At 60.0% G+C, this 19,120-nt stretch carries 14 protein-coding genes and 1 tRNA gene; 4 read left to right on the top strand and 11 right to left on the bottom strand.

Translation table 11 applies throughout. The features are described 5' to 3' along the window. Positions 1-23 precede the first annotated feature (23 nt). The 3 genes from D3M59_RS02320 to D3M59_RS02330 are packed head-to-tail and all read right to left on the bottom strand — an operon-like array spanning position 24 to position 4,559. Positions 24-437 (bottom strand): EcoRII N-terminal effector-binding domain-containing protein, encoded by a 414-nt coding sequence (locus D3M59_RS02320; protein WP_119531219.1) that lies wholly within the window; start codon positions 435-437, stop codon positions 24-26. Beyond that, on the bottom strand, positions 434-2,359 hold the full coding sequence (locus tag D3M59_RS02325) for a DEAD/DEAH box helicase (RefSeq protein ID WP_158581925.1): 1,926 nt from the start codon (positions 2,357-2,359) through the stop codon (positions 434-436). The genes D3M59_RS02320 and D3M59_RS02325 overlap by 4 nt, the downstream gene beginning before the upstream one ends. A 40-nt stretch (positions 2,360-2,399) precedes the next feature. Further along, complete coding sequence (locus D3M59_RS02330; protein WP_119531223.1) at positions 2,400-4,559, bottom strand: AIPR family protein; 2,160 nt, start codon at positions 4,557-4,559, stop codon at positions 2,400-2,402. 486 nt (positions 4,560-5,045) lie between these two features. Between D3M59_RS02330 and D3M59_RS02335 the strand changes: the two genes are divergently transcribed. After that, entirely contained in the window at positions 5,046-5,951 is a 906-nt protein-coding gene (locus D3M59_RS02335) for a type IV toxin-antitoxin system AbiEi family antitoxin domain-containing protein (protein WP_119531225.1), read from the top strand. Next, complete coding sequence (locus D3M59_RS02340) at positions 5,944-6,864, top strand: nucleotidyl transferase AbiEii/AbiGii toxin family protein (RefSeq protein WP_119531227.1); 921 nt, start codon at positions 5,944-5,946, stop codon at positions 6,862-6,864. Before D3M59_RS02335 ends, D3M59_RS02340 begins: the two co-directional genes overlap by 8 nt. 244 nt (positions 6,865-7,108) lie before the next feature. Here the strand turns inward: D3M59_RS02340 and D3M59_RS02345 are convergent, their stop codons facing one another. The 7 genes from D3M59_RS02345 to cpdR form a co-directional block, all read right to left on the bottom strand. Beyond that, positions 7,109-9,826, bottom strand: coding sequence for a hypothetical protein (locus tag D3M59_RS02345; RefSeq protein ID WP_119531229.1), 2,718 nt, complete (start codon positions 9,824-9,826; stop codon positions 7,109-7,111). 164 nt (positions 9,827-9,990) lie between these two features. Continuing rightward, positions 9,991-11,118 (bottom strand): DNA adenine methylase, encoded by a 1,128-nt coding sequence (locus D3M59_RS02350; protein WP_119531231.1) that lies wholly within the window; start codon positions 11,116-11,118, stop codon positions 9,991-9,993. Positions 11,119-11,123: 5 nt separating this feature from the next. Next, positions 11,124-12,389: a hypothetical protein gene (locus tag D3M59_RS02355; RefSeq protein ID WP_119531233.1), complete on the bottom strand. Its 1,266-nt coding sequence runs from the start codon at positions 12,387-12,389 to the stop codon at positions 11,124-11,126. 1 nt (position 12,390) lies between these two features. Further along, positions 12,391-13,914, bottom strand: a complete 1,524-nt coding sequence (locus D3M59_RS02360; RefSeq protein ID WP_158581926.1) for a DGQHR domain-containing protein — start codon at positions 13,912-13,914, stop codon at positions 12,391-12,393. A 194-nt stretch (positions 13,915-14,108) separates the two neighbouring features. Next, the gene (locus D3M59_RS02365) at positions 14,109-15,146 is read right to left on the bottom strand and encodes a tyrosine-type recombinase/integrase (protein ID WP_119531237.1); all 1,038 of its coding nucleotides are present in this window, start codon (positions 15,144-15,146) and stop codon (positions 14,109-14,111) included. A gap of 751 nt (positions 15,147-15,897) precedes the next feature. Beyond that, a tRNA-Val gene (locus D3M59_RS02375) sits at positions 15,898-15,972 on the bottom strand. Between the two features lie 128 nt (positions 15,973-16,100). After that, positions 16,101-16,478: a cell cycle two-component system response regulator CpdR gene (cpdR, locus tag D3M59_RS02380; protein ID WP_119531241.1), complete on the bottom strand. Its 378-nt coding sequence runs from the start codon at positions 16,476-16,478 to the stop codon at positions 16,101-16,103. A 103-nt stretch (positions 16,479-16,581) separates the two neighbouring features. Between cpdR and D3M59_RS02385 the strand changes: the two genes are divergently transcribed. Further along, a complete protein-coding gene (locus D3M59_RS02385; RefSeq protein WP_147416681.1) occupies positions 16,582-17,421 on the top strand; it encodes an N-formylglutamate amidohydrolase in 840 nt (279 codons plus the stop codon). Between the two features lie 208 nt (positions 17,422-17,629). On the opposite strand, the gene D3M59_RS02390 is transcribed toward D3M59_RS02385, so the two are convergent. Continuing rightward, the gene (locus D3M59_RS02390) at positions 17,630-18,421 is read right to left on the bottom strand and encodes a SapC family protein (protein ID WP_119531245.1); all 792 of its coding nucleotides are present in this window, start codon (positions 18,419-18,421) and stop codon (positions 17,630-17,632) included. A gap of 201 nt (positions 18,422-18,622) precedes the next feature. Here D3M59_RS02390 and D3M59_RS02395 point away from each other — a divergent pair, with 201 nt between their 5' ends. Next, positions 18,623-19,051: a hypothetical protein gene (locus tag D3M59_RS02395; protein WP_119531247.1), complete on the top strand. Its 429-nt coding sequence runs from the start codon at positions 18,623-18,625 to the stop codon at positions 19,049-19,051. The last annotated feature ends 69 nt before the right edge of the window (positions 19,052-19,120 follow it).

The following is a 19,120-nucleotide window of genomic DNA, read 5'->3' on the forward strand; positions in this document are numbered from 1 at the left end:
GCTGCTCCCTTTCAAACTTATCGCTACGCGGCGACGATCTTCCATCCGGATCCCAGCCGCAGGACGCCCTCCTCCACGACCGGAGCCCGGCTTCGCCGGAATGTAACCGTACGGGCGCCGCCGGGATGACGTTCCAGGATGAGTTCGTCCCCTGCTTTCAGCCCATTTCCGTTGATGTACGGCGTCATCCTTGTGAGTCTGTACTCGTTGCGTGTCCCGCCAAAAAACCGGTTGTTGTAGTAAATGAAAGCAAATTCCCACTGCGCCCCTTCGTCATCTCGAAAGTAGAGATGCATGCGAGGGTTTTTTACATCTGCCGGAAGAGTAGGGAAGAAGCCGAGTATTTCGGAATCTTTAGGAACGAGAATTCCTGCTTGGTGAGCGCCCGTCTCCCCGGTGTCGTTAGGACTGAGGACTTTCGAAATGGCATGGGTCATTTTCTTGTCCTTCCTACCGGGCTGAGCTGTAGTGCGCGCTGGATATCCGCGACGGTCTCGGCCTTGCCGTCAACGCCGACAACCGCTGTCTCCGAAAGAGTTCGTTTTCGCGCGATCCGGTCGTTCACCACCTCCTCCACACTGTCCGCAAGGAACAGGCGGTGGACGGTCACGGGACGCTGCTGGCCCCGGCGATGGGAACGTGCCGACGCCTGGTCTTCAACCGCCGGGTTCCATTCGAGATTATAGTGAACGACATGCGTTGCGGCGGTGATATTCAGTCCCGCCCCTGCAGCCTTTGGATTAAGGGCCAGAATCGCAGGCCCGACTTCCTCGGAGAACCGGTCAACGACACCCTGGCGGTCGCTGATTGGCGTGGCGCCGTTGATAACATCGGCAAACACGCCGTACCGTTCACGGGCAATTCTTACGATCAGGTCGGCCATCTCGTTGTAAGACGTGAATACGAGCAGCTTTTGTCGTGAGCTGAACACCTCGTCTACGATCTCGAACAGTCGCTGAGTCTTTGTGAACTGCAAGCCCTCCTCGATGCCGATCGGCGTATCGTCGAGTAAGCCTGGATGCGCGCAGAACATCCTCAGCCGGGTAAGAGCAACCAGGGCGCCGGCAGCTGGGAACTCAGCCAGCGTCTCCAGTCTGATCCTCTCATATTCCTCGGCCTCGCTATCGGACAGCAGCAGGACCTGTGGGATATCAATCCGCTCGGGAAGATCCTTGGCAACCTCCGCCACTCGCCTCCGCAGCATGATGGGTGAAGTCATTGGCTCAAGTGCAGCGGCGCCGAGGCGGTCGTTCGGATAGGTAGCTTCAAAAGACTGCTGGTCGCCGAGCAAACCCGGAACAGCGAAATCGCATAATGACCAGAGGTCAGTGAGGCTGTTTTCAACCGGCGTGCCAGTTACGGCGATACCGCAACGGCGTCTTAGCGCCTTGACGGCCTGGGCTCGCGCCGTCCCGGCGTTCTTGATTGCCTGCGCCTCGTCCAGGATGACGGTCCGCCAGTCGATCATCTCGAACATGCTGCTGTCACGGACCACCGTTTCATAGGAGGTGATGGTCAGGTCGAAGGGAAGCAGTGCGCGATAATCGCCGGTACGCCGGGCGCCTTGATGGATGACTGTCTTCAGGCCGGGCGCAAACCGCTCCACCTCCCGTCGCCAGTTTTCCATCAACGTTGATGGAGCAACCACCAGTGACGGCGACGCCTCGTCGCGCTCAGGCGCTGCCAGCAGCGCAATTAGCTGTATGGTCTTCCCCAGACCCATCTCGTCCGCAAGGATCGCGCCGAGCCGTTCGCTCCAGATGTATGTCAGCCACTGCCAGCCATCATGCTGGTAGGGATAAAGATCACCACGAAAAGATATGAGCTGCGATGTCTCTCTCTGCGGCACGAACTCCGGCTTGGAGTCGGCCAGAGGAACGTTGTCGGCGAAGCCGGGCAACTCGGCCGCGTGCTTGCGCAACTCAAGATATTGTCGAAGGGAAATGGCGCCGGGTTGCGAGATGCCGCACGCGGCCAGACCCCTTGCGGCATCCGCGAGCGCGCCTGACGCCAGCGGATACCATTTTCCTCCCAGCACGACGTGGTCCGGCGCGGATTCTTCGAGGGAAACTTCAGCCTCGTGATCGCCTGCCCTTGCCAGTACCTTGCAGGAAAGCCCGCCATCCTGCGAGGGATCCGGAAGACATGCCTCGACCGAAAGGCTTGCGGGATAGCGGGAAAATGACAGACCCTCCGGACGCGATCCCAGCCTGAGCTCACGCCCTCGGACAGCTGTATTGCCGTCGAACAAGATCGAATAGATTTCGTCCGCGGACACACCGAGCGGATCTTCCCCGACAACCAAGTCGAGCTGGGTTCCCCTCACCGTCCATGCGGCATCCACCGGCAAGGCGGTCATCGACGTCTCGCAGCCGCATTCGGGCATCCGCATCCCACGGTCAGATCCGGATCACTTTGGTGGCGGTCGACGTCAGCTTGATCGTGTCGGTTGTCGGGCTGACCGACTTCGCGGACCCGCCGTCTAGTGATGCAGTGTCAAATCCTTCCTCAGCCATCCGCTTGAGAAGGTCGCCGATTGCCTTGGTGTCGCCGGGAGGCAGAGGAAATTTTCCTGAGCCCAGTTTCGCAAGGGCCGACCTGGATGTCGGCGACAGCAAACGCATCCGATCGGCTTGCGTATGCAGCTTCTGCGCATAGGGCATCAAGGCGAGGATGCGCGTTTCGAGCTCAATTCCCCGGTCGATTTGCCGGACTGCCCTGCCCTCGCGCGCAGCGGTTTTTGATTCCTCCTTGTCCAGTAACAAGGCTTCAGGAAGTTCCGGAACGTTGAAGGTCATCCGGTCGATGAGGTTCCAGCAAGCCTGCTTCTTGCAATACTCTCCGACGTTCCGGACCGTTTCAGGAGTGTCCTTGATTGCCTTCGAAATCTGGGGCGCGAGCTGGCGGATTGCCTCCGCAATCTCTTCGGGAACGTCCTGGCTGTTCCAGATGAGCTGGAGGTTGAGGCCGGCCTTCCCGGATTTTCTCGCCCTACTGGCAAGCCAAGCAATCGTGTAGGCTACTGTCTGGGACTTGTAGCCTCTATCCTCACGGTACCAATCCGCTTGACCGACCATACGGTCCACCCAGCGGAACAACAGCACCTTGGCGGCAGCCGCCTTGTACCATTCATCGTTGAAGCTGAGTTCCGACGTAGCCCATTCGCCTTCAACCTTGTCGGCAAAGTGCAGGAAGCATTTCTGGGCTCCTTGGCAAACCACATGGGGCAACCCCGCATATGTCAGCTCGGACTTCGCGAGATCTGTTTTGTCGATCAGCTGGGCAGCAGGAAACTCCAGATCGAAGTCGCGCCTCTGCTTCGGCGTTCCGTAGGCTCTCGCGTCTCGATACTGACCCCGAGCCCGCTCATAGAACCACTTTGAACCTGACGTAGCGCCGGGTCGCGGCGGAGCCGTAAGACGCCTCGAAATCTGCTCCATTGTCACGTGGAACTTGTGGCTGGCGAAGAAGTCGGCTTCGTTGACCTTGTTCTGAGTATTAGCGAACCGCGAGATTTGCGGCACGATCTTCTCGATGAGTTCCGGCTTCACCACCGAAAGCTTCATCTGGACATACACGCCTTCAAGATCTGCCCCTGACCGGTCCCGTGCATATAGAATAGACGCCGTGGTCTGACCGCCATTGACGATCTGGAGGTCATCAATCGAGGCAATCGCTATCGAGCCATCTGCAGTTCTGACCGTATCTACGCGCGACGCAGTAGCCGTAAGACCATTATTGTAGGCCAGAAACATGTGCGGAGCATCCTTGATGGTTGTCAGGATGCCCTTGTTCACTTTTGTCCGAGCTTGGAGATACGTGCGGACATTCTGCTCCAGCAGCCTTGCGCCGTAGAGTCCGTAGATATCAGCGAGCAGGGTCCCCGGCAGCGCGATCAAATACGACTGATAATCATCGTCGGCACCGAATGCCTGCAAACAGGGGATCGGCGCTCCGCTAAGTGACTGCAGATCGACAGTGATCGGCTCAGGGCTGCCCCGCGAGCTTACAATGCTGGCGTATCGCGCGAAGTCGAGAAAGTTGTAAACTACCGGCAGGCCGGTAATTTCTGGAGCGGGCTCGGGCGGCCTTCGGGTCGACAGGCGCGCGTTGGAAAATACCATAACGCGGATACGGCGAACTGAAGCTGTCTGGAATGCGAGCGCATGGCCAGCTTCGAACTCCGGAGATTGCGCTGGAAAAGCCTCCAGATTACCCGGAGCTACGGCAAACTCGATAAACCTGCGCACCTTTTGGGTAAGTGCATCGATGTCGGCGCTGTTGATCGTCTCTAGGGTGTCAATTCCACGGAAGTCGCAAATGGCGAGGTACAAGACCCCTCGTTCGGAATCGAACGCTGCGCCATCTACCTGATAGCCTCCCCGGCCCTCCCTCCGAACCGGCGTATGGATCAGATCAATTGTATCGCCGTTCTCGGCGGCCGTTTCCGCGAAAATGCGGAAAAATGCGGCGGCCGGACTTTCACCGGAGGCTTCGACCGTAAAATCCAGTTCCTCACGGAATGCCTCGAATGCACTCTCAAGACTGTCAGCAGACAAAACGCGTCCCCCTCTTCGTCATCCTACTCACGCGGCGACGATTGAAAAGTCGTAAACGGCTAGCTGCATCCGTATAATGAATCCCGCGAATGGTTCTCGCTTCGCCCTGGTTTCGCGAATGGCCGCCTAACAGATTCAAATTTGGGCTGTTATCTGTTCACCGATTGGCGCCCGTGTTTGATGAATCATGTTCGGCAATAATCCGCTTGAGCAAGGCGCCGACTACGCTTTGTAAAAGGCTAGGATCCCAGCACCGTGGTGTGCTGCGATACCGCTACCTTCGAAATTTTCAGACTTCGCCGCGATATCGCTAACGCTCAGCCCGGCATGGCGATGCAGTCTTTGTCCAAAAAGACTTGCTTTTACTGCATCACAGGCCCTACGTCCTTAGGACGTAGGGCCTGTGATGCTGATTCCATAATGAGTAACCTCTCCAAAGATTGACTTGACAACGCATGCATTGAACTCCATACGTCCTTAGGACGTATGGAGTTCAATGCTGTGTCGCTATATTTTAGTCACGCAATCGCGAAGCTGCTGGAGGAGCAAGGCACGGCCCTCGTCACAGAATACACTCTCTATCTGAAGGTGCGCCCCTTGCTCGACGAGCCCAGCTTGGGCGGCGAAAAGGTGATTCGTGTACCTTCGATCTGGGCGCGATCACACGTTCGAGCCATGATACGCACACTTGAAAAGCGCTTGGTCCTGGCGCCCGACGACGATTTCAATGCCGGCGTCTGGCGTGTGGTGCAAGCGGCCACAGCGCCACCGGCGGATGAGGCCATCTGTCTAGTGGACCCCTTCGCGTACGTTTCGCATCTCTCGGCCATGCAGAGATACGGCCTAACGGACCGATCCCCTGAAGCACTACACATGACCACCCCTGCGCGTGCGCTCTGGACCGCATTGCGTGATGTAAAGATGAGCGAAGACTTCAGCTGCGAGCCGCACCCCTCCACGCTGCCGCAACTGATGCGTATCGGTTTGAAACCCGAAGTGCGGCGTAGGCAGGTTGTATTGCACGAGACACGCCATCCAGCCAAGCCAGAACCAATCGCTGGCACCGCTAGCCGCATAGCCCCGCTTGGAAGGGTCTTCGTCGACATGCTCGACCAGGCCGATCTCTGCGGAGGCATCCATCACGTGCTGGATGTCTTTCACCGGTATGCGGAAGATAACATGGACGAGATCATCAATGCAGTTGAAGCGTTCGACAGTCCAATTTTGAAGGTTCGCGCGGGCTACATCCTCGATGAATTGCTCGGCGTCTCAAATCCGGCTGTCGAAAAGTGGATGGCTTGCGCTCAGCGGGGTGGCTCGCGAAAGCTCGACCCCAAGTCGCCGTACGGCAGTAGATTCTCTGAAAAATGGATGATCGCACTTAATGTCTGAACCGACTGAGCCTTCCGATACCGTCGATGTTGACATTCGAGCTTGGGTCGACGCTGCACGCCCTGACCCGCAGTTACATCGCGACCGGCAAGTCACCGAGATCGTGCTTGCCGCCATTGGACTGTCCGAGACCCTGCACCAGAGCCTGGTCCTGAAGGGCGGGACATTAATGGCGATCGCGTTCGGCTCGAAGCGCGTGACGGGAGATGTCGATTTTTCAGCGACCGTCCCCCCTGATGGCTTCGACGAACTGCTGCGAGAAGAGCTGGATGCTTCTTTGCCTGCCGCCGCTCGGAAATTGGGATACTTGGACCTGCTTTGCCGCGTGCAGGGAGTCCGTCGACGCCCAAGGCCCGAACTCTTCGAAGATGCAGGCTTCCCCGCATTAGAGCTTCGGATAGGGTCAGCAGATCGAGGCTCGAAGCAGGAGGTGGCGCTGGCAGAGGGCCGTGCCGGCCGTATTCTCATCATCGAGATCAGTTTCCGCGACCAAGTATATGCGTTTCAGGAACTCAATCTCCTGCGGGCCGCCGTGGCCGTGCAAGCGTTCACCGTCGAAGAGTTGATCGCCGAGAAATTCCGAGCCCTGCTTCAGCAGCCCATTCGAAAGCGGAACAGGCGACAAGACGTGTATGACATCGCCTTCCTTCTCGAGACAAATCCCGTCGACGAGGCCGCCCGGCACCAAATCCTGACCACACTCATCGAAAAATGCCGGACGCGCGACATTGAGCCCACCCAAGAGTCAATTAACGACCCGGAGGTCAAGACGCGAGCGGCGAGAGAATGGGAAACGCTCAGGTTGGAAATTTCGGACCTGCCGCCTTTCGACGGTCAGTTCGAGAGGGTTCGAGCGCTCTATCAATCCCTACCTTGGGCGGATCGAGCGCTTAGCACGGACTGCCGCGTTTGAGCGAGACTGCGAGTTGATCGCCGTGGCAAAGCAGCGATCGAAATCTGAATGTTTGCCTGCTCGCAGGTCTGTCCAAGATCGCTCGGAACGACTGTGATCGGCGCTGAACAGAACCGCTCTCTCAACCAACCGGTGGCCGACATTCAGCTTCCGAGCAGCGCCCCACTAGTAAGCGGGACCGTGCTGATCTCAACCTTTGTCGCCTTCCCAGAGGGATCGTTAATGCCCCTCGGAGTACAAGCATTCACTTCGAAGAAATCGCGGCGCGGGCTAGCAAGCGATCTTTAATGGGTCCTAATGGCGCAAGCGCGCCCGCCGTGCGCAAATCGTCCATCGCATCACCCTCTCCAAGCGCCGCGCGAATCTCGAACCGATGCTCCCAGAACTCATGGAAGCGCGAGCAACAAGCTTGGTTGTCCAAGGCAAGGTCGATCCAATGCAAGGCTTCCACGGGCCTACCTTGGCGGGCAAGAGCGAGCGCTATTAGGCGCTGAATCCAGCAATTCGTTTCCAAGTCTCCTCGCGCCCTCAAGATTGGTTCGGCTTCGCCAGCACGACCCAACTCTATAAGAAGCTCCGCCTTCCGCTGCTCGTGGAACGGCGAAAGGCCTGCCGAGCTTTCGAACAGGTCTAAGGCCACTTGCAACGCAGCCCCCCCGTCGGAGCCAAGGCTGCGGCCGTACTCGAACATGACGTCGCCAAATTCAGCACGCGCATCATCGCTCTCGAACCGGGCAATGTCCGGCCTCGGTACCGCCTGCAAAACATCTTCGAGGACTGCAGGAGACTCTTGGGACCAATACCGCGCGACAGCGGCCAAGGTACCGTAGGCCTGCTCGAGGCCCGCCTTGGCATTTTCTATGATGGTGCGGACAATGAAATCCTGGCGCGGTCTCAGGATTAGCTCACGCGCAGCTTTTTCCCGCCAAGGGATGGCTTGTAACACGGCAAGAAGTAGCGAGGGCGATATCTTATTAGGCTGCGCTTCGGCGGCGCTGATGACTTCCTCACCAAGAGCGATCGCCTTCTCATTCTCGCCCTCTCTCTTGTAGCCGCGCATTAGCTGGAGCCGCGACGCGTCGAGCGGCGCATCGCTGGCGAGTACGGCTTCAAACTCGCGCCAAGCGTCCTCGTGCCGGTCGGCCCAAGCCAGCGCCTTTCCGAAATGGTGGCGGACCTCCGATCGCTGCCGCGACGTGAGTCCCGGCAGACTGAGCAAGTCTGTGAAAAGCCCCAACCCCTCCTTCACGTAGGCCGAAGCCTGATCGCTCCCGTCATGCTTGGCGCGCAGATATTGCCATTCAAAGGTCTCGATGATCTCGCGGATCAACAGAGGATGGACGGACCGGCCGGCGGCCGAGACCACTTTCGCCCGGTTAACCGGGTTTTCGACGGCTATTTCCTCGCTGCTCTCAGGGCTAGTGACTTCGAGCAGTGCGAGCACGTATGCGGGCCGCCGGTCGCCACTGTTCACGAGAGCAAACAAGCGATCGCGCAAACTAAGTGCTGCGGTCCGGAAGCTGAGGTCATTAAGATCGCACGTCTTAGCTAGATAGCACTCGAGCATGTTGTTCCAGCGACTATCCTCATCCGCCCTCCACCAATCGAGGCTAGAGAGGCTGGCGAACACGACGTCGTGGAGACGCACGGCCGTCGGTCGGTCCGACGAGGTAAGGGCACGGTCGTTGAGCTTACGGATTCCAGCGGGCAGTATCGCTTCGCGCGCAAAACGGTAGTCAGACTCCGGCCGTCCTGCCCAGCGGAAGAACGACAGCTCGTCCCTGAGGACGCTCCGGTAGCGATCAAGCAAGCGGTCAGCGAGCCGCTGCTGCGGATCCGCCAACTGGCCAACCTCGCGACAATCGAGCGCGAGGTCTTCCCAAGTCGCCCCGTTGCGAATGGCTGCATTCATCAGCGCCAAGCTCAAAGGATGGCCGCCGACGGTGGCCCAGACCTTGGCAAAGATCTCCGGCGGGCAAGGCTCCTCGAGGTATCCGTTGAGGACTGCCTGACCCTCTTCCGGGGTGAGCTCCGGCATGCGGTACTCTCCAGCAAGGCTCGCGCGCGCGGTCACCAACACGTGTGATCCCGGACCGCAAAGGGTCGCGAGTTGCGCTTGCTCGATGTCATGTGATGGATCGTCTATAACCAGCAGGCAGCGCTGGCGCTTCAACAAGTTCGCGATGTTCCTCTTGGCTCCGCCCCGAACGAGCGGCATGCCCTGTAGCGCGGTCGCGCCCCTGTATTCTTCGGGCTCGAGCCAAATCCTCAGATGATAATTCTGCACGCTTTCGACGCCGAAGGCGGTTGCCGCGGCGGACTTTCCACTGCCACCGATGCCCGTCAGAATGAGGCACGGGCTGCTGGCTAGGCGCTGGCTGATCTCGGCGTTGATGAAGGGCCTTGGACTATGCTGCGACTGTAGCGTCGGAAACAGCCGGTCACGCGCAGCTTCGTCGCGCAGCTCCGCAAGAACCGGGAGATATTGCGATAACTCTTCGATAGCTGCATCGTTGAAAAGGAGCTTGCGCACTATCAGACCCGCGATGGTCTGCGCCCCCAAAATCCCGATGGAACGGCCATTCATCCGTGGCTCGGCGAGCACCTTTTTCTTGAAATCGTCGGCGGCAATCGGCCGCTTTCTTTCCGCGGCGATCAGCAGAATGCGTCTCGCATTTGGTCGTCGACTGAGCGCCTTGTCGATGTCGGTATAGGCCTTGTCCATGCCGGCGGCGAAATAACCCCGTTCGGAGGAATATTGTGCGACGACAGCACCATCGTCGCTGGTGCTGTCGAGCACGCTGCTGACCGGCAGTCCCAAGTAGTTCACGCCCGAATGCTCGAGCGGCGTTTGCAGTAAATGGTCGAGTAACTTGCCGCCGAATTCTTCAAAATCGCTCGCAATCGCCGGAAAGGTCGGAATGAGCCGGTCAATCATCTGCCGCTGCGTCTGAATCTTCATGCCGTCGCAACTCCTAAGTTAATCCAAGCGACCCGAGCCGAACGGTCTCATGGTTTGCCGCTATCGCCATGAATTTGCGTGATCAAGGACGCCGAAATTCAGCCATTCGTTCAGTCGGCTGCATGCGGCCTCAATGGACCCACTGTTCGCGCGAGCAATGAGCCTTACACGTTTGCCGACAAGGTCAGGATCAGCTCGTCAGCGTCCTGACGTGCCGCTCGGTGCTTTAGATCTCCGCCGAGCGTCGAGAAGCGCGACGAGACCTTCTCTTCCTCGATGCGGAAATGATCGGCAGCGAGCGCCTTGACGTCTTCGCCGCTGAGGCCATTCGACGCAGAGCCCGCCGGAAACGTAATGATCACTGCCACCTTCCGCCGCGCCAAGACCGCGAGCAGATCGTCGAAGGCGCGCTTCGACCTGCTGGACATCGAGAAATCCGAGACCGGGCGGTCGCTCCGGTTGGGATAACGCCCCGAACCCGAAACCTCGCCCACGTCACCGCGTGCGATGGACTCGAGGACGTGATAGAAACGGCTGTAGTGGACACCTGAATAGGGCGGATCGAGGAAGCAAAGGTCGCCCGGCTTGGCCCGGTCGGCGAGTTCGATTGCGTCCATACAATGGGCCTTCCCTTCGCGCTTTGCATGGCGCGGCGCGATATCGTCGATCCGACTGCGAACAATGGAAGGCAAGTCGCGCCGCCAAGCTTCGATCAGGAATTTACCGGCGCTTTCGTTCGGCTTGAAAGGTTGGGCCGTATGGCCAGGCGATGCCGCGCAGCGGCTAGCTGCCTGGATAATGCTCGCAAGGGCAAGGTCGCGAAGACCCGACTGGCTGGGCAGGGTTGCACGCAAGGCATCCAGCCATGCGACCTGCCACATTGAGAAATAATAACCGCCATAAGCCTTGCTCAGCGGAAAACCGTCTCCAAGATATTGGTCGCGCGCGCTCGACGCCGCTTCCGAAGCGCCGATTTTGCCCAGATTTTCTTGGAGTTTGGCTATCTCGGCCCATTGCGCATGATCAAACAGCCGCTCCGATGCTCGCTCTATCCAACTGTCGACCCAGACCCGATCAGTCACTGCCTCGGTCCGCTCGATCACCGCCGCGGCCAGAACCCTTGAGTATTCTTGGAGGTCGCTCGCCAGCACTGTCGCGTCGTAGCGTTGGCCGATGTGCCACGCGACGGCGGCCGAGCCCGTGAACAAATCGAACACGCGATTGACCTCGCCGAGCGAGCGCCCGAGCGCCTCGCCTAGGCCATTGCCCAGCATGGCGCGCTTGGAGCCCATATATTTCACTGAAACAGTCCCCAAAGCGCCGCCCGCTCCGTTTCGCAGACGCGGACTGCATTGCTGGCAAGCGCGGTCACCCACTCGAGCCGATGGCCGGTCGGCGCCAACGCGCTTTCCTCGAGCGCGAGGTCGATATCCGACCAGAGATCAGCGCTGGCAGCGGGTGGCATGCCCGGCGCCCACAAGCCGTGACTCGCGCCGAAGTCTTGCCACCACTCCTGGAAATGGTGGCACGGCTGAACGCCGGCGGCACGTAGATTGTCTTCGGCCATGCCCGTCGCCAACCGCAGCAGCAAAGCGGCGCGGCACATCATCGCATAAGGCGGGGCCGGCAATGTCTTTACCGACATCTGGATCAGGAAGTCATGGTCAATTGGGTCGGTCACGCGCTTTAGAAAATCGAACGGAACGACGGCTTTGACGCTTTCGTGCAGCCGATCGTAGCGATGTTCATAATCGGCAACCGTAAGGAAATGTGAGCGGGCCTCAGTTTCGAGCAGGATGCGCAGGAGGTGGCGCTCAAGTTCGACGCCGTTGGGGCGGCACGCGTGCCAGAACATGGCGAGGAAGGCCGCGTCGTCAGCTGGTGTGGTAGTAATAGGGCCGAGCGCCGTCGGCTGGTAGCTCGACCAGTTGCGCTGGTCGCGGTCGGACACGCCTTGCTCAAGGTCGAAGCCCCATTCGGTCATAAGCTGCGCGAGGGCCGTTGAAACTCCAGCCGGAAAGAACTCGCGAAAAGGATCGAGAAGGGACGCGCCGGCGAAACCGATCGGGCCAATGAGCCGCTTGACGCTCGATGGCGCCGTCGACCACTCCGCCAGTGCCAGCCAAGCCATGTCGTGCGTGCCATGCTCGTCGAGCAAGTGCACGGCCCCAGCGCTGTCGATGACGGCATTGCGGCGATTGAAAACTCCGATTCCGGAGCTTGCCAGGATCGACAAGGCCGCGCGAAGCTCGGCGTAATAGGCGAGATGTCGCGAAGCGTGCGCCTGTCCGGCAAGAAGCGCCGATAATGCTCGTCCAAGGTACGTCCAGCCGTCGACCGCGTGCAATGGCCCACGGACGGCAATGACCTCAAGCATATCAGCGCCGGAGACGGCTGCGAACGCGGCCTGCGCCTTGGGCAACGCGCCATCAGAGTAAGGATAGCCCGCCGGCAGCCAAGGAGGACAGGCCTGCGTCCTGAACCGGCCGAGCGCGTTGATGACAACCGCCGGGTCGGCGAGCGCGAGGCTGGTTCGGTCGGCAACGCTGAGCTGTGCGGTCATCTCAGGCTAGGCGCTTCAGCGCTTCGTCGGCAATGTCGCCGATGGGCTTAGGGCCGCTCGAAAGATGGCGAAACAATTGCTCGCGAAGAGCGACATATCCGCTGCTGCCCCGGAACGCGCGCTTCAGCAGCCTTTGCTCGTCCGACAGGCCCGGGGCGTCTGCGGAGCGCCAATCGAAGCCGGCGATCGCAGCCCCGAACGCGCGGACCTGGTCGAAAAGCTCGGATTGCTCGAGCTCAGTGAGTGCTAGGGTTACATCTTCCGGCGTCGTAGCCGCGCCCGCGACGATCCGAGTATCGAGGTCGAACAACTTGGGCCGGAGCTTCGCAAGCGCGAAGAAGATTTCGTTCGCAACGGCAAGGACGCCCCGAACGCCTTGCTCTTGGTTCAGCATGGTGCGGTTGCCGGTGAAGGCGTCAGCCGAGTCGTGCGCGAGGCTCTCCTGTCCGCCGGCATGGACTAGCTGGTCGACCCAGCCATACTTGCCGTCGAGGATCGCGCGGCGCACCATTTCCCACAAAGCGATGAGGAAGGCAGCTTGCTGGGGGCGCGACCAAGGCAACGGCCCCGTGGCCGGGGTAACGTCGGCAGCGAACAGACCGGAAGCGGAACGCCCGCTGCCGGTCGAGAGGAAGCTGGTGGTGATCGCCTGTACCCAGCCCGCCTGCGTAACGCCCGCGCCACGGGGCGCCGTCCGCGAGGATTCGCCGAGCATGTTGATGCGATTGTGAAAGGGGCTTTCTGGCTGTGCGTAGAGGATTTCTGTCAGTTCCTGCGCGCGCGCCTGACGATAGATGCGTAAATCTGACAAGGTTTCCAGCCATTCGGCCGATCTCAGCAGCGGAAACAGGTCGAAAGCATGGCTGGGATTGATGCGCTTGGGCGACACATTGATCGACCAGAATAGATATGCCTGCCACCCAACGTCGAGGCCGGTGAATGCCACCACCGGGAGCTCGAAGTCGCCGGGAAGGCTGCCGTCTTTCAACGCCTCATCAAAAGCCCAAAGCCGGTGCTGACCATCGATCACTTCGAAGGGCTCGAGAGCCGACGGAGTCCATTGTTCCAGCCGGTCTGCGTACGGCAGCGTTAACTCGCCCCGGCTGTTTCCATCGTCGCTGATCGATACGAGATCGCTGGGGTCGACTTTCCGGCCCCGTCGCTCGTCGTCCTTGGTTAAGATGTTGACCACAATTGCGGTCGGCAACCAGCCGGGCTTGCGCATGGCGGCCGAGGAGTCGTCACGTGCGGCGATCGGCAGGCCGCTGTAGGGATGACCGTAGCGCACGAAATCGCGAATCGCCGCCGATCTCTTGGGATCGTGAAGCCGCTGCAGGCCTTCACCGCCGTCATTGTCGCGCGTTCGGCGATAGACGCCGCTGAGCGCGCGCAATTGGACTGCCGGCATGGAAAACAAGAGGATGTGCGCGTCGGGCTTACGACGGTGCTGGCTGGGATCGAAATCGAATTCGTCCCATTCGGGAAGCCATTGCTTGAAGCGTATCGCCTGAATTTTGCCTGCCATTCGTCCTGCTCCCCCGACATCGATGGCATAACCATTGATTTCGCTATCATCGGAATAACGACCTGGATCCATGTTGGGAATCCCGTCTTGGCCATCACGTCCTACAATCCTACCGACGCTGACTAAGTCTGCTTACGGGCGGTTGGCGAGCAGCACTCAGCGACTGAGAAGGGCGCTTAAAAGCGCTTCACCAGCTACGTAATTTTGAGGACGGCGTCGTGCTGATGCGGCGTATCGACCGCGGCATACCTTTCCACCATTCGAAGGGACTTCCAGCCACCCATGATCTGGATGGTCAGGAGAACGATGCCGGCCATCACGCAATGGCTGGCCCAATGGTGTCGCCAGTCATGCGGTGTGAAGTCGAGAATTTTGGCACGTTTGCATGCCGTCTTGTGGGCACTCTTCAACGGATTCCCCCCCTGGATCTTGGCGTCCCGGGTGTCTTGGTAAGGTTTGCCGTCAATGTTGAGGAAGACATGGCCATCAGACGGCCGTCCCCTGCTCTCCCATAATGGCTCGAGCACAGCGCGAACGCGAGGATGCATCGCGACCGTCCGGGGCTCCCCAGATTTGGTTCGCGCGAAGAAAATCGTGCCGCGCTCCATGTCGACGCCGCCGATGCCCCACTGAAGCTGCAAGCCCTCTTGGGTACGGCAGCCTTGAAAGCAGAGCACTGTCGCGATCGGCTGCACATGCGGCGCGTACGATGCTATGAGGAGATCACGTTGCTCGCGACTGAGGAATCGCACCCTTTTGTTCTTGAACGAAATTGTCGCAATCCGGATGGGCTCCAGATTGCGGTTTTTCCGGTAAACGTTGATCGCGGCCTGTAGGACTGATCGATAACGATCCTGTCCAGCCGGGGCGTGCTCGACCAGATGCGCCTCTCGAAACTTCTGCCAAACGGAATGAGGATTTTCCATGCTCATTTCGCCAACGAAGTCATTCATCTTGCCGACACGGATCACATCCGACGAATTCGGCCTTTCCGGCTTCGTCAGATATTCGTGGAACGCGTCGGCGATGGTAGCTCTCGCTACTTGCGCCCTGGGTCCGAACATTAGCTCTCGCGTAAGTTCGGTTTCCCGTTCGTTCTTCAAGTACGTCGCAGCATCTCGGTCACTCGTGCCTGAACTGAACTCTGGGACGTCGATGCGTTTCGACCCGAGCGAGACCGAACCACGGATGTAGTAGATTTGCGCTTTCCCGCGCTGGCGCATGCTGAGCATGATAGTCGTTCCACAAGCTGTCGGTATTGCTCTTCGGTGGCGCGGAAGCGACCGCGCACACGAATGAAGGGCACTCCGTGCTGATTAAAGAGCCTCAAGACCCACCGCCGGGCATCGATCGTCTCGACCTGCAGCCGCGCTGCGATGTCTTGGGGCGTGAGAAGATGGGGCGCTGCCAATGGCGTCGCCCCAGGACGCTCGACCGGCGGAGGGCGAGCGAATTGGCTTGCGGCCGCGCCCTCTTGGACTTGACCGATCGCGCCCGCCGACATTCCCTCGCCGCCAGTTTCGATCCTGGCGGCGAGCTCAGCGAACGCAGTCCTCACCGGATTTTGCGGCTGGATAGATTGCTCCACCGCCGCCTGTCCCATGCGCCGGCTTGGTCGCGCATGGGCAGAAATTTTTCGAGCCAAGGGATGCTCCCATTGCCCGACGCCCGCGGATCCCTGGCCAAAGCACTTCACACCATGGCCAGAGATCCACGAGCGTCTAGCTTGTGCAATGGCGTGAAGCCGGCCACCGATCGTCCCAAGGGAGCCGGCGCCATCATTAGTATCGGTGGAGCCGATTTTGCCGTCAATCGGGCCAAACGAAATAATCGTGGCTAACGAAAACCTAACGCCCTCGGGCCGGCCAATCCGTGCCCAGCACGTGCCCAAAAAAGTGGCACGCCGATGCGCGAATCGGGCCGAAACTGGCGCGAACGTGCCTCGGCCAGCACCATCTAAACGGCTGTTTTCTGCGGAAAAAATGGTGGGCGTGGCAAGGATTGAACTTGCGACCCCTGCGATGTCAACACAGTGCTCTACCACTGAGCTACACGCCCACCCGGGGTAACCGCCGGCGGGCCGGCGGGAACATCTGGAGGGGGCCTTTAAGGGGCGAACGCCGGTCCCGCAAGGGGATTTAGCGCGGCAGGTGCTGCAATCGTTAAAGGACCGCCGAGCACAACAGTTATAGGCGGCCGTGCTGGTCCTCGGTCTGGAACAGGCGATCAACCTCGGCGACGAGATCCTTCAGGTGGAACGGCTTGCTGAGCAGCTTGGCTTCGGGCGCCGTACGGCCTCCCTGAAGAGCCACTGCGGCAAATCCCGTGATGAACATGACGCGGATCGCTGGGTCGATTGCGCTGGCCTTTTGCGCCAGCTCGATGCCGTCCATTTCCGGCATCACGATATCGGTCAGTAGCAGATCATATTTGCCAGCTTCGAGGAGCGGCATGGCTTCGGTTCCGCAACCGACCGCCTCGACATCATAGCCGACACGTTGCAGCGCGCGCTGCAGATATTCGCGCATCGACGTATCGTCTTCGGCCAGCAGGATCCTGATCATCGCATTCTCTCTATGCGCCTAACCTTAAATATTTTCCAGCACGCGCAATGCATGGAAGCGATTGCTGTCCGCATTTGGCACGGTTAGGCTCAACCTGTTGCCGATGAACCCCTATCCTCCCGCAATTGTTCACCCGCCCCGCGCGAGCCTGCCCGTCCTTCTGTCGGTGCCGCATTCGGGCCGCGACTATGATGCCGGTATCCTGGCCAATGCGTCGCAGGGGCGGCTGGCGCTCGAAGCTCTTGAAGATCCACTCGTTGACCGGCTCGCGTGGCGAGCCATTTCAGCCGGCATCGGGGCGGTCGTGCAGCCGGTTCCCCGGGCGGTCATTGATTGCAACCGGGACGAAGAAGAGGTCGACCCCGCAGCGATCCGGAACATATCACCCGCTCCGGTCGGGCCTCGCGCGCGCCACGGTCTCGGTCTGATCCCGTCTCGGACGCATCGCCACGGTGCGCTGTGGCGACAGCCGATTGATCGCGCCGAGCTCGCTAGGCGCGTGGACCAGGTGCACCGGCCCTATCACGCACTGATTGCGGCGGGATTAGCCGACATGGCGGCGAGGTTTGGCGAGGTGGTGCTTGTCGATTGCCATTCGATGCCGACGAGGGCCGCCCCAAATGCGGATGTCGTGATCGGGGACCGGAATGGAAGCAGCGCATCCGGATGGCTTACTGCGGAGGTTGCACGGATTGTGCGTTCGGAAGGTTTCCGCACGGCGTTGAATGACCCGTACGCGGGCGGAGCGATTGTCGCGCGGCATGGCCGCCCAGAGCTGGGCGTTCACGCAATCCAGCTGGAGATCGATCGCGGCTGCTATCTTGACCGCGATGGACGCACCGCCGGCGCGGAATTCGACCGGATTGCACGCATGCTGGAACAAGTGGCGCTCCAACTCGGCGACATGCTTTCCGACCGCGCGTTTCCTATCGCCGCCGAATAAAAAGCGGCCACCCCGGCGTGGCCGGGATGGCCGGAAGTTCAGGGAGGAACGCACCCTCGACGAGGATGCGAGCCGGGCCAACGCCCAAGGGGATCAGACGAAAGCGGCCCGGCGTATCCCCGATGTGGGATGGCGCCGCGCCATTTCAATGCTGCGTCATCATCCGGCCTAGCGGCCGAACGGAACCGCCCTCCGAAATGTCAGTCGGTCAAGCTTCCGCCGTTGCTGGCTGGGCGGGCGGCATTGCCGGACCGGAGCCTTGCATCACCTGTCGGGCGAAAACGTCGCGGATGACCGACAGTGAGAACATGTGCGCCATGATCAGCGGCAGCATGCCGCTCTGGTTCATCTTGCGAAGCTCGTCACCGCGAAGGTTCCGGAACTTCTCCTCGTCGATCATGCGAAAGCCGCGATAGATAAACGGCTGCTGGGCGCCTTCCGGCTGAATGGCGACTTCGCCGTCCATCAGCAGGTCCATGTCCTTCAGCTCGCTCATGAAGGCCTGCGTGCGCTGGCCAGCCTGTTCGAACTGTTCGCAAAACTCCAAGACTGCCTTGGTCGCTTCCGATGGCTGATCACCATCGAACAACGGCTCCCCTTCGCCATCTTCGGTGATCGCGTCGGCCGTCGGATCGAAGCAAAGCGACAGTTCGTCGCTGTCGTCTCGAAGTCGCGCCAGCATGAACGGGAAACGGCGCAGATAGGCCGGAACATAGATGCTGGGGTCGAGGAGAGCCCCTTCCTTGCTGAAGAAAGTGTTCGTTCCTTCGTGCAAGCCCATCAGCGCGATCGGAATCGAGTTCTCGCCGACGGAAAACACAATCGGAAAATGGCGCTGGGCCATCGTGAACTCATCGACTGTGACAGGAATTGCATGGGTGTTCGCCATACGGTCGAGACCGGCCGAGCGCCGCACCTTGAAATTGGCATGCCGATTGCGGTTCAACGGTTCAAGATTGTTATACAAGAGCGGCAGGCTGTTCGGCGCTTGGCTCGCCATATTGTGAGTCTCCGAAAAAGGGCGAACCCCCTCGGACAACATGATCCGGCCGGGTCCGCGAAAGAATCCGCCCGGCTCTAGTAGCAGGCCCTATCAAGTGCAAGGCATTTGGAACCGGCTGGGCGGCGCCGAATTCGCAGAAAATTCATCCGATATTCAAGGCTTGCCGGTCATGCCGCTTCCCGCAATGGTTGCCGCCGCATGACCCTTTTTACCCTAATCAGCTTTCTTCCGGCCTTGCTGGGCATTTCCGCTGATCCGTCCGTCGAGCAGCGGGTGGTGCGGCGCATGGTCGTGCGCGACGAGATCATTCTTCGTATTCCCGTGCGCCGACGCATGTCCCAGGCGATTGAATGGGCAGAGAAAAAAGGGCCCAAATGCCTGGACGCGGACCGGATCAGGGGAGCGGCCCTGTCCGGCCCCTCGTCAATCGATTTCATGCTGAACAACCGGCAGTTGATGCGAGCTGAACTCGACAGCGCCTGCCCGGCGCTCGACTTTTACAGGGGTTTTTATCTGCAGCCCGATGACGACCGCATCTGCGCCAAGCGCGAAACGGTCCGGTCGCGAGTAGGCGGCAGTTGCCGCATCGAGCGGTTCAGGACGCTGGTGCCACGGCCGAAACGCTAGCGATTCCTTGACAATTTACCCTTGTGGCCTGTAGCGCGCCTCGCGGCGCGGTGCCGACTGGCCGCAATT

This window comes from Sphingomonas edaphi (genome assembly GCF_003583725.1).
Classification (GTDB): domain Bacteria; phylum Pseudomonadota; class Alphaproteobacteria; order Sphingomonadales; family Sphingomonadaceae; genus Sphingomicrobium; species Sphingomicrobium edaphi.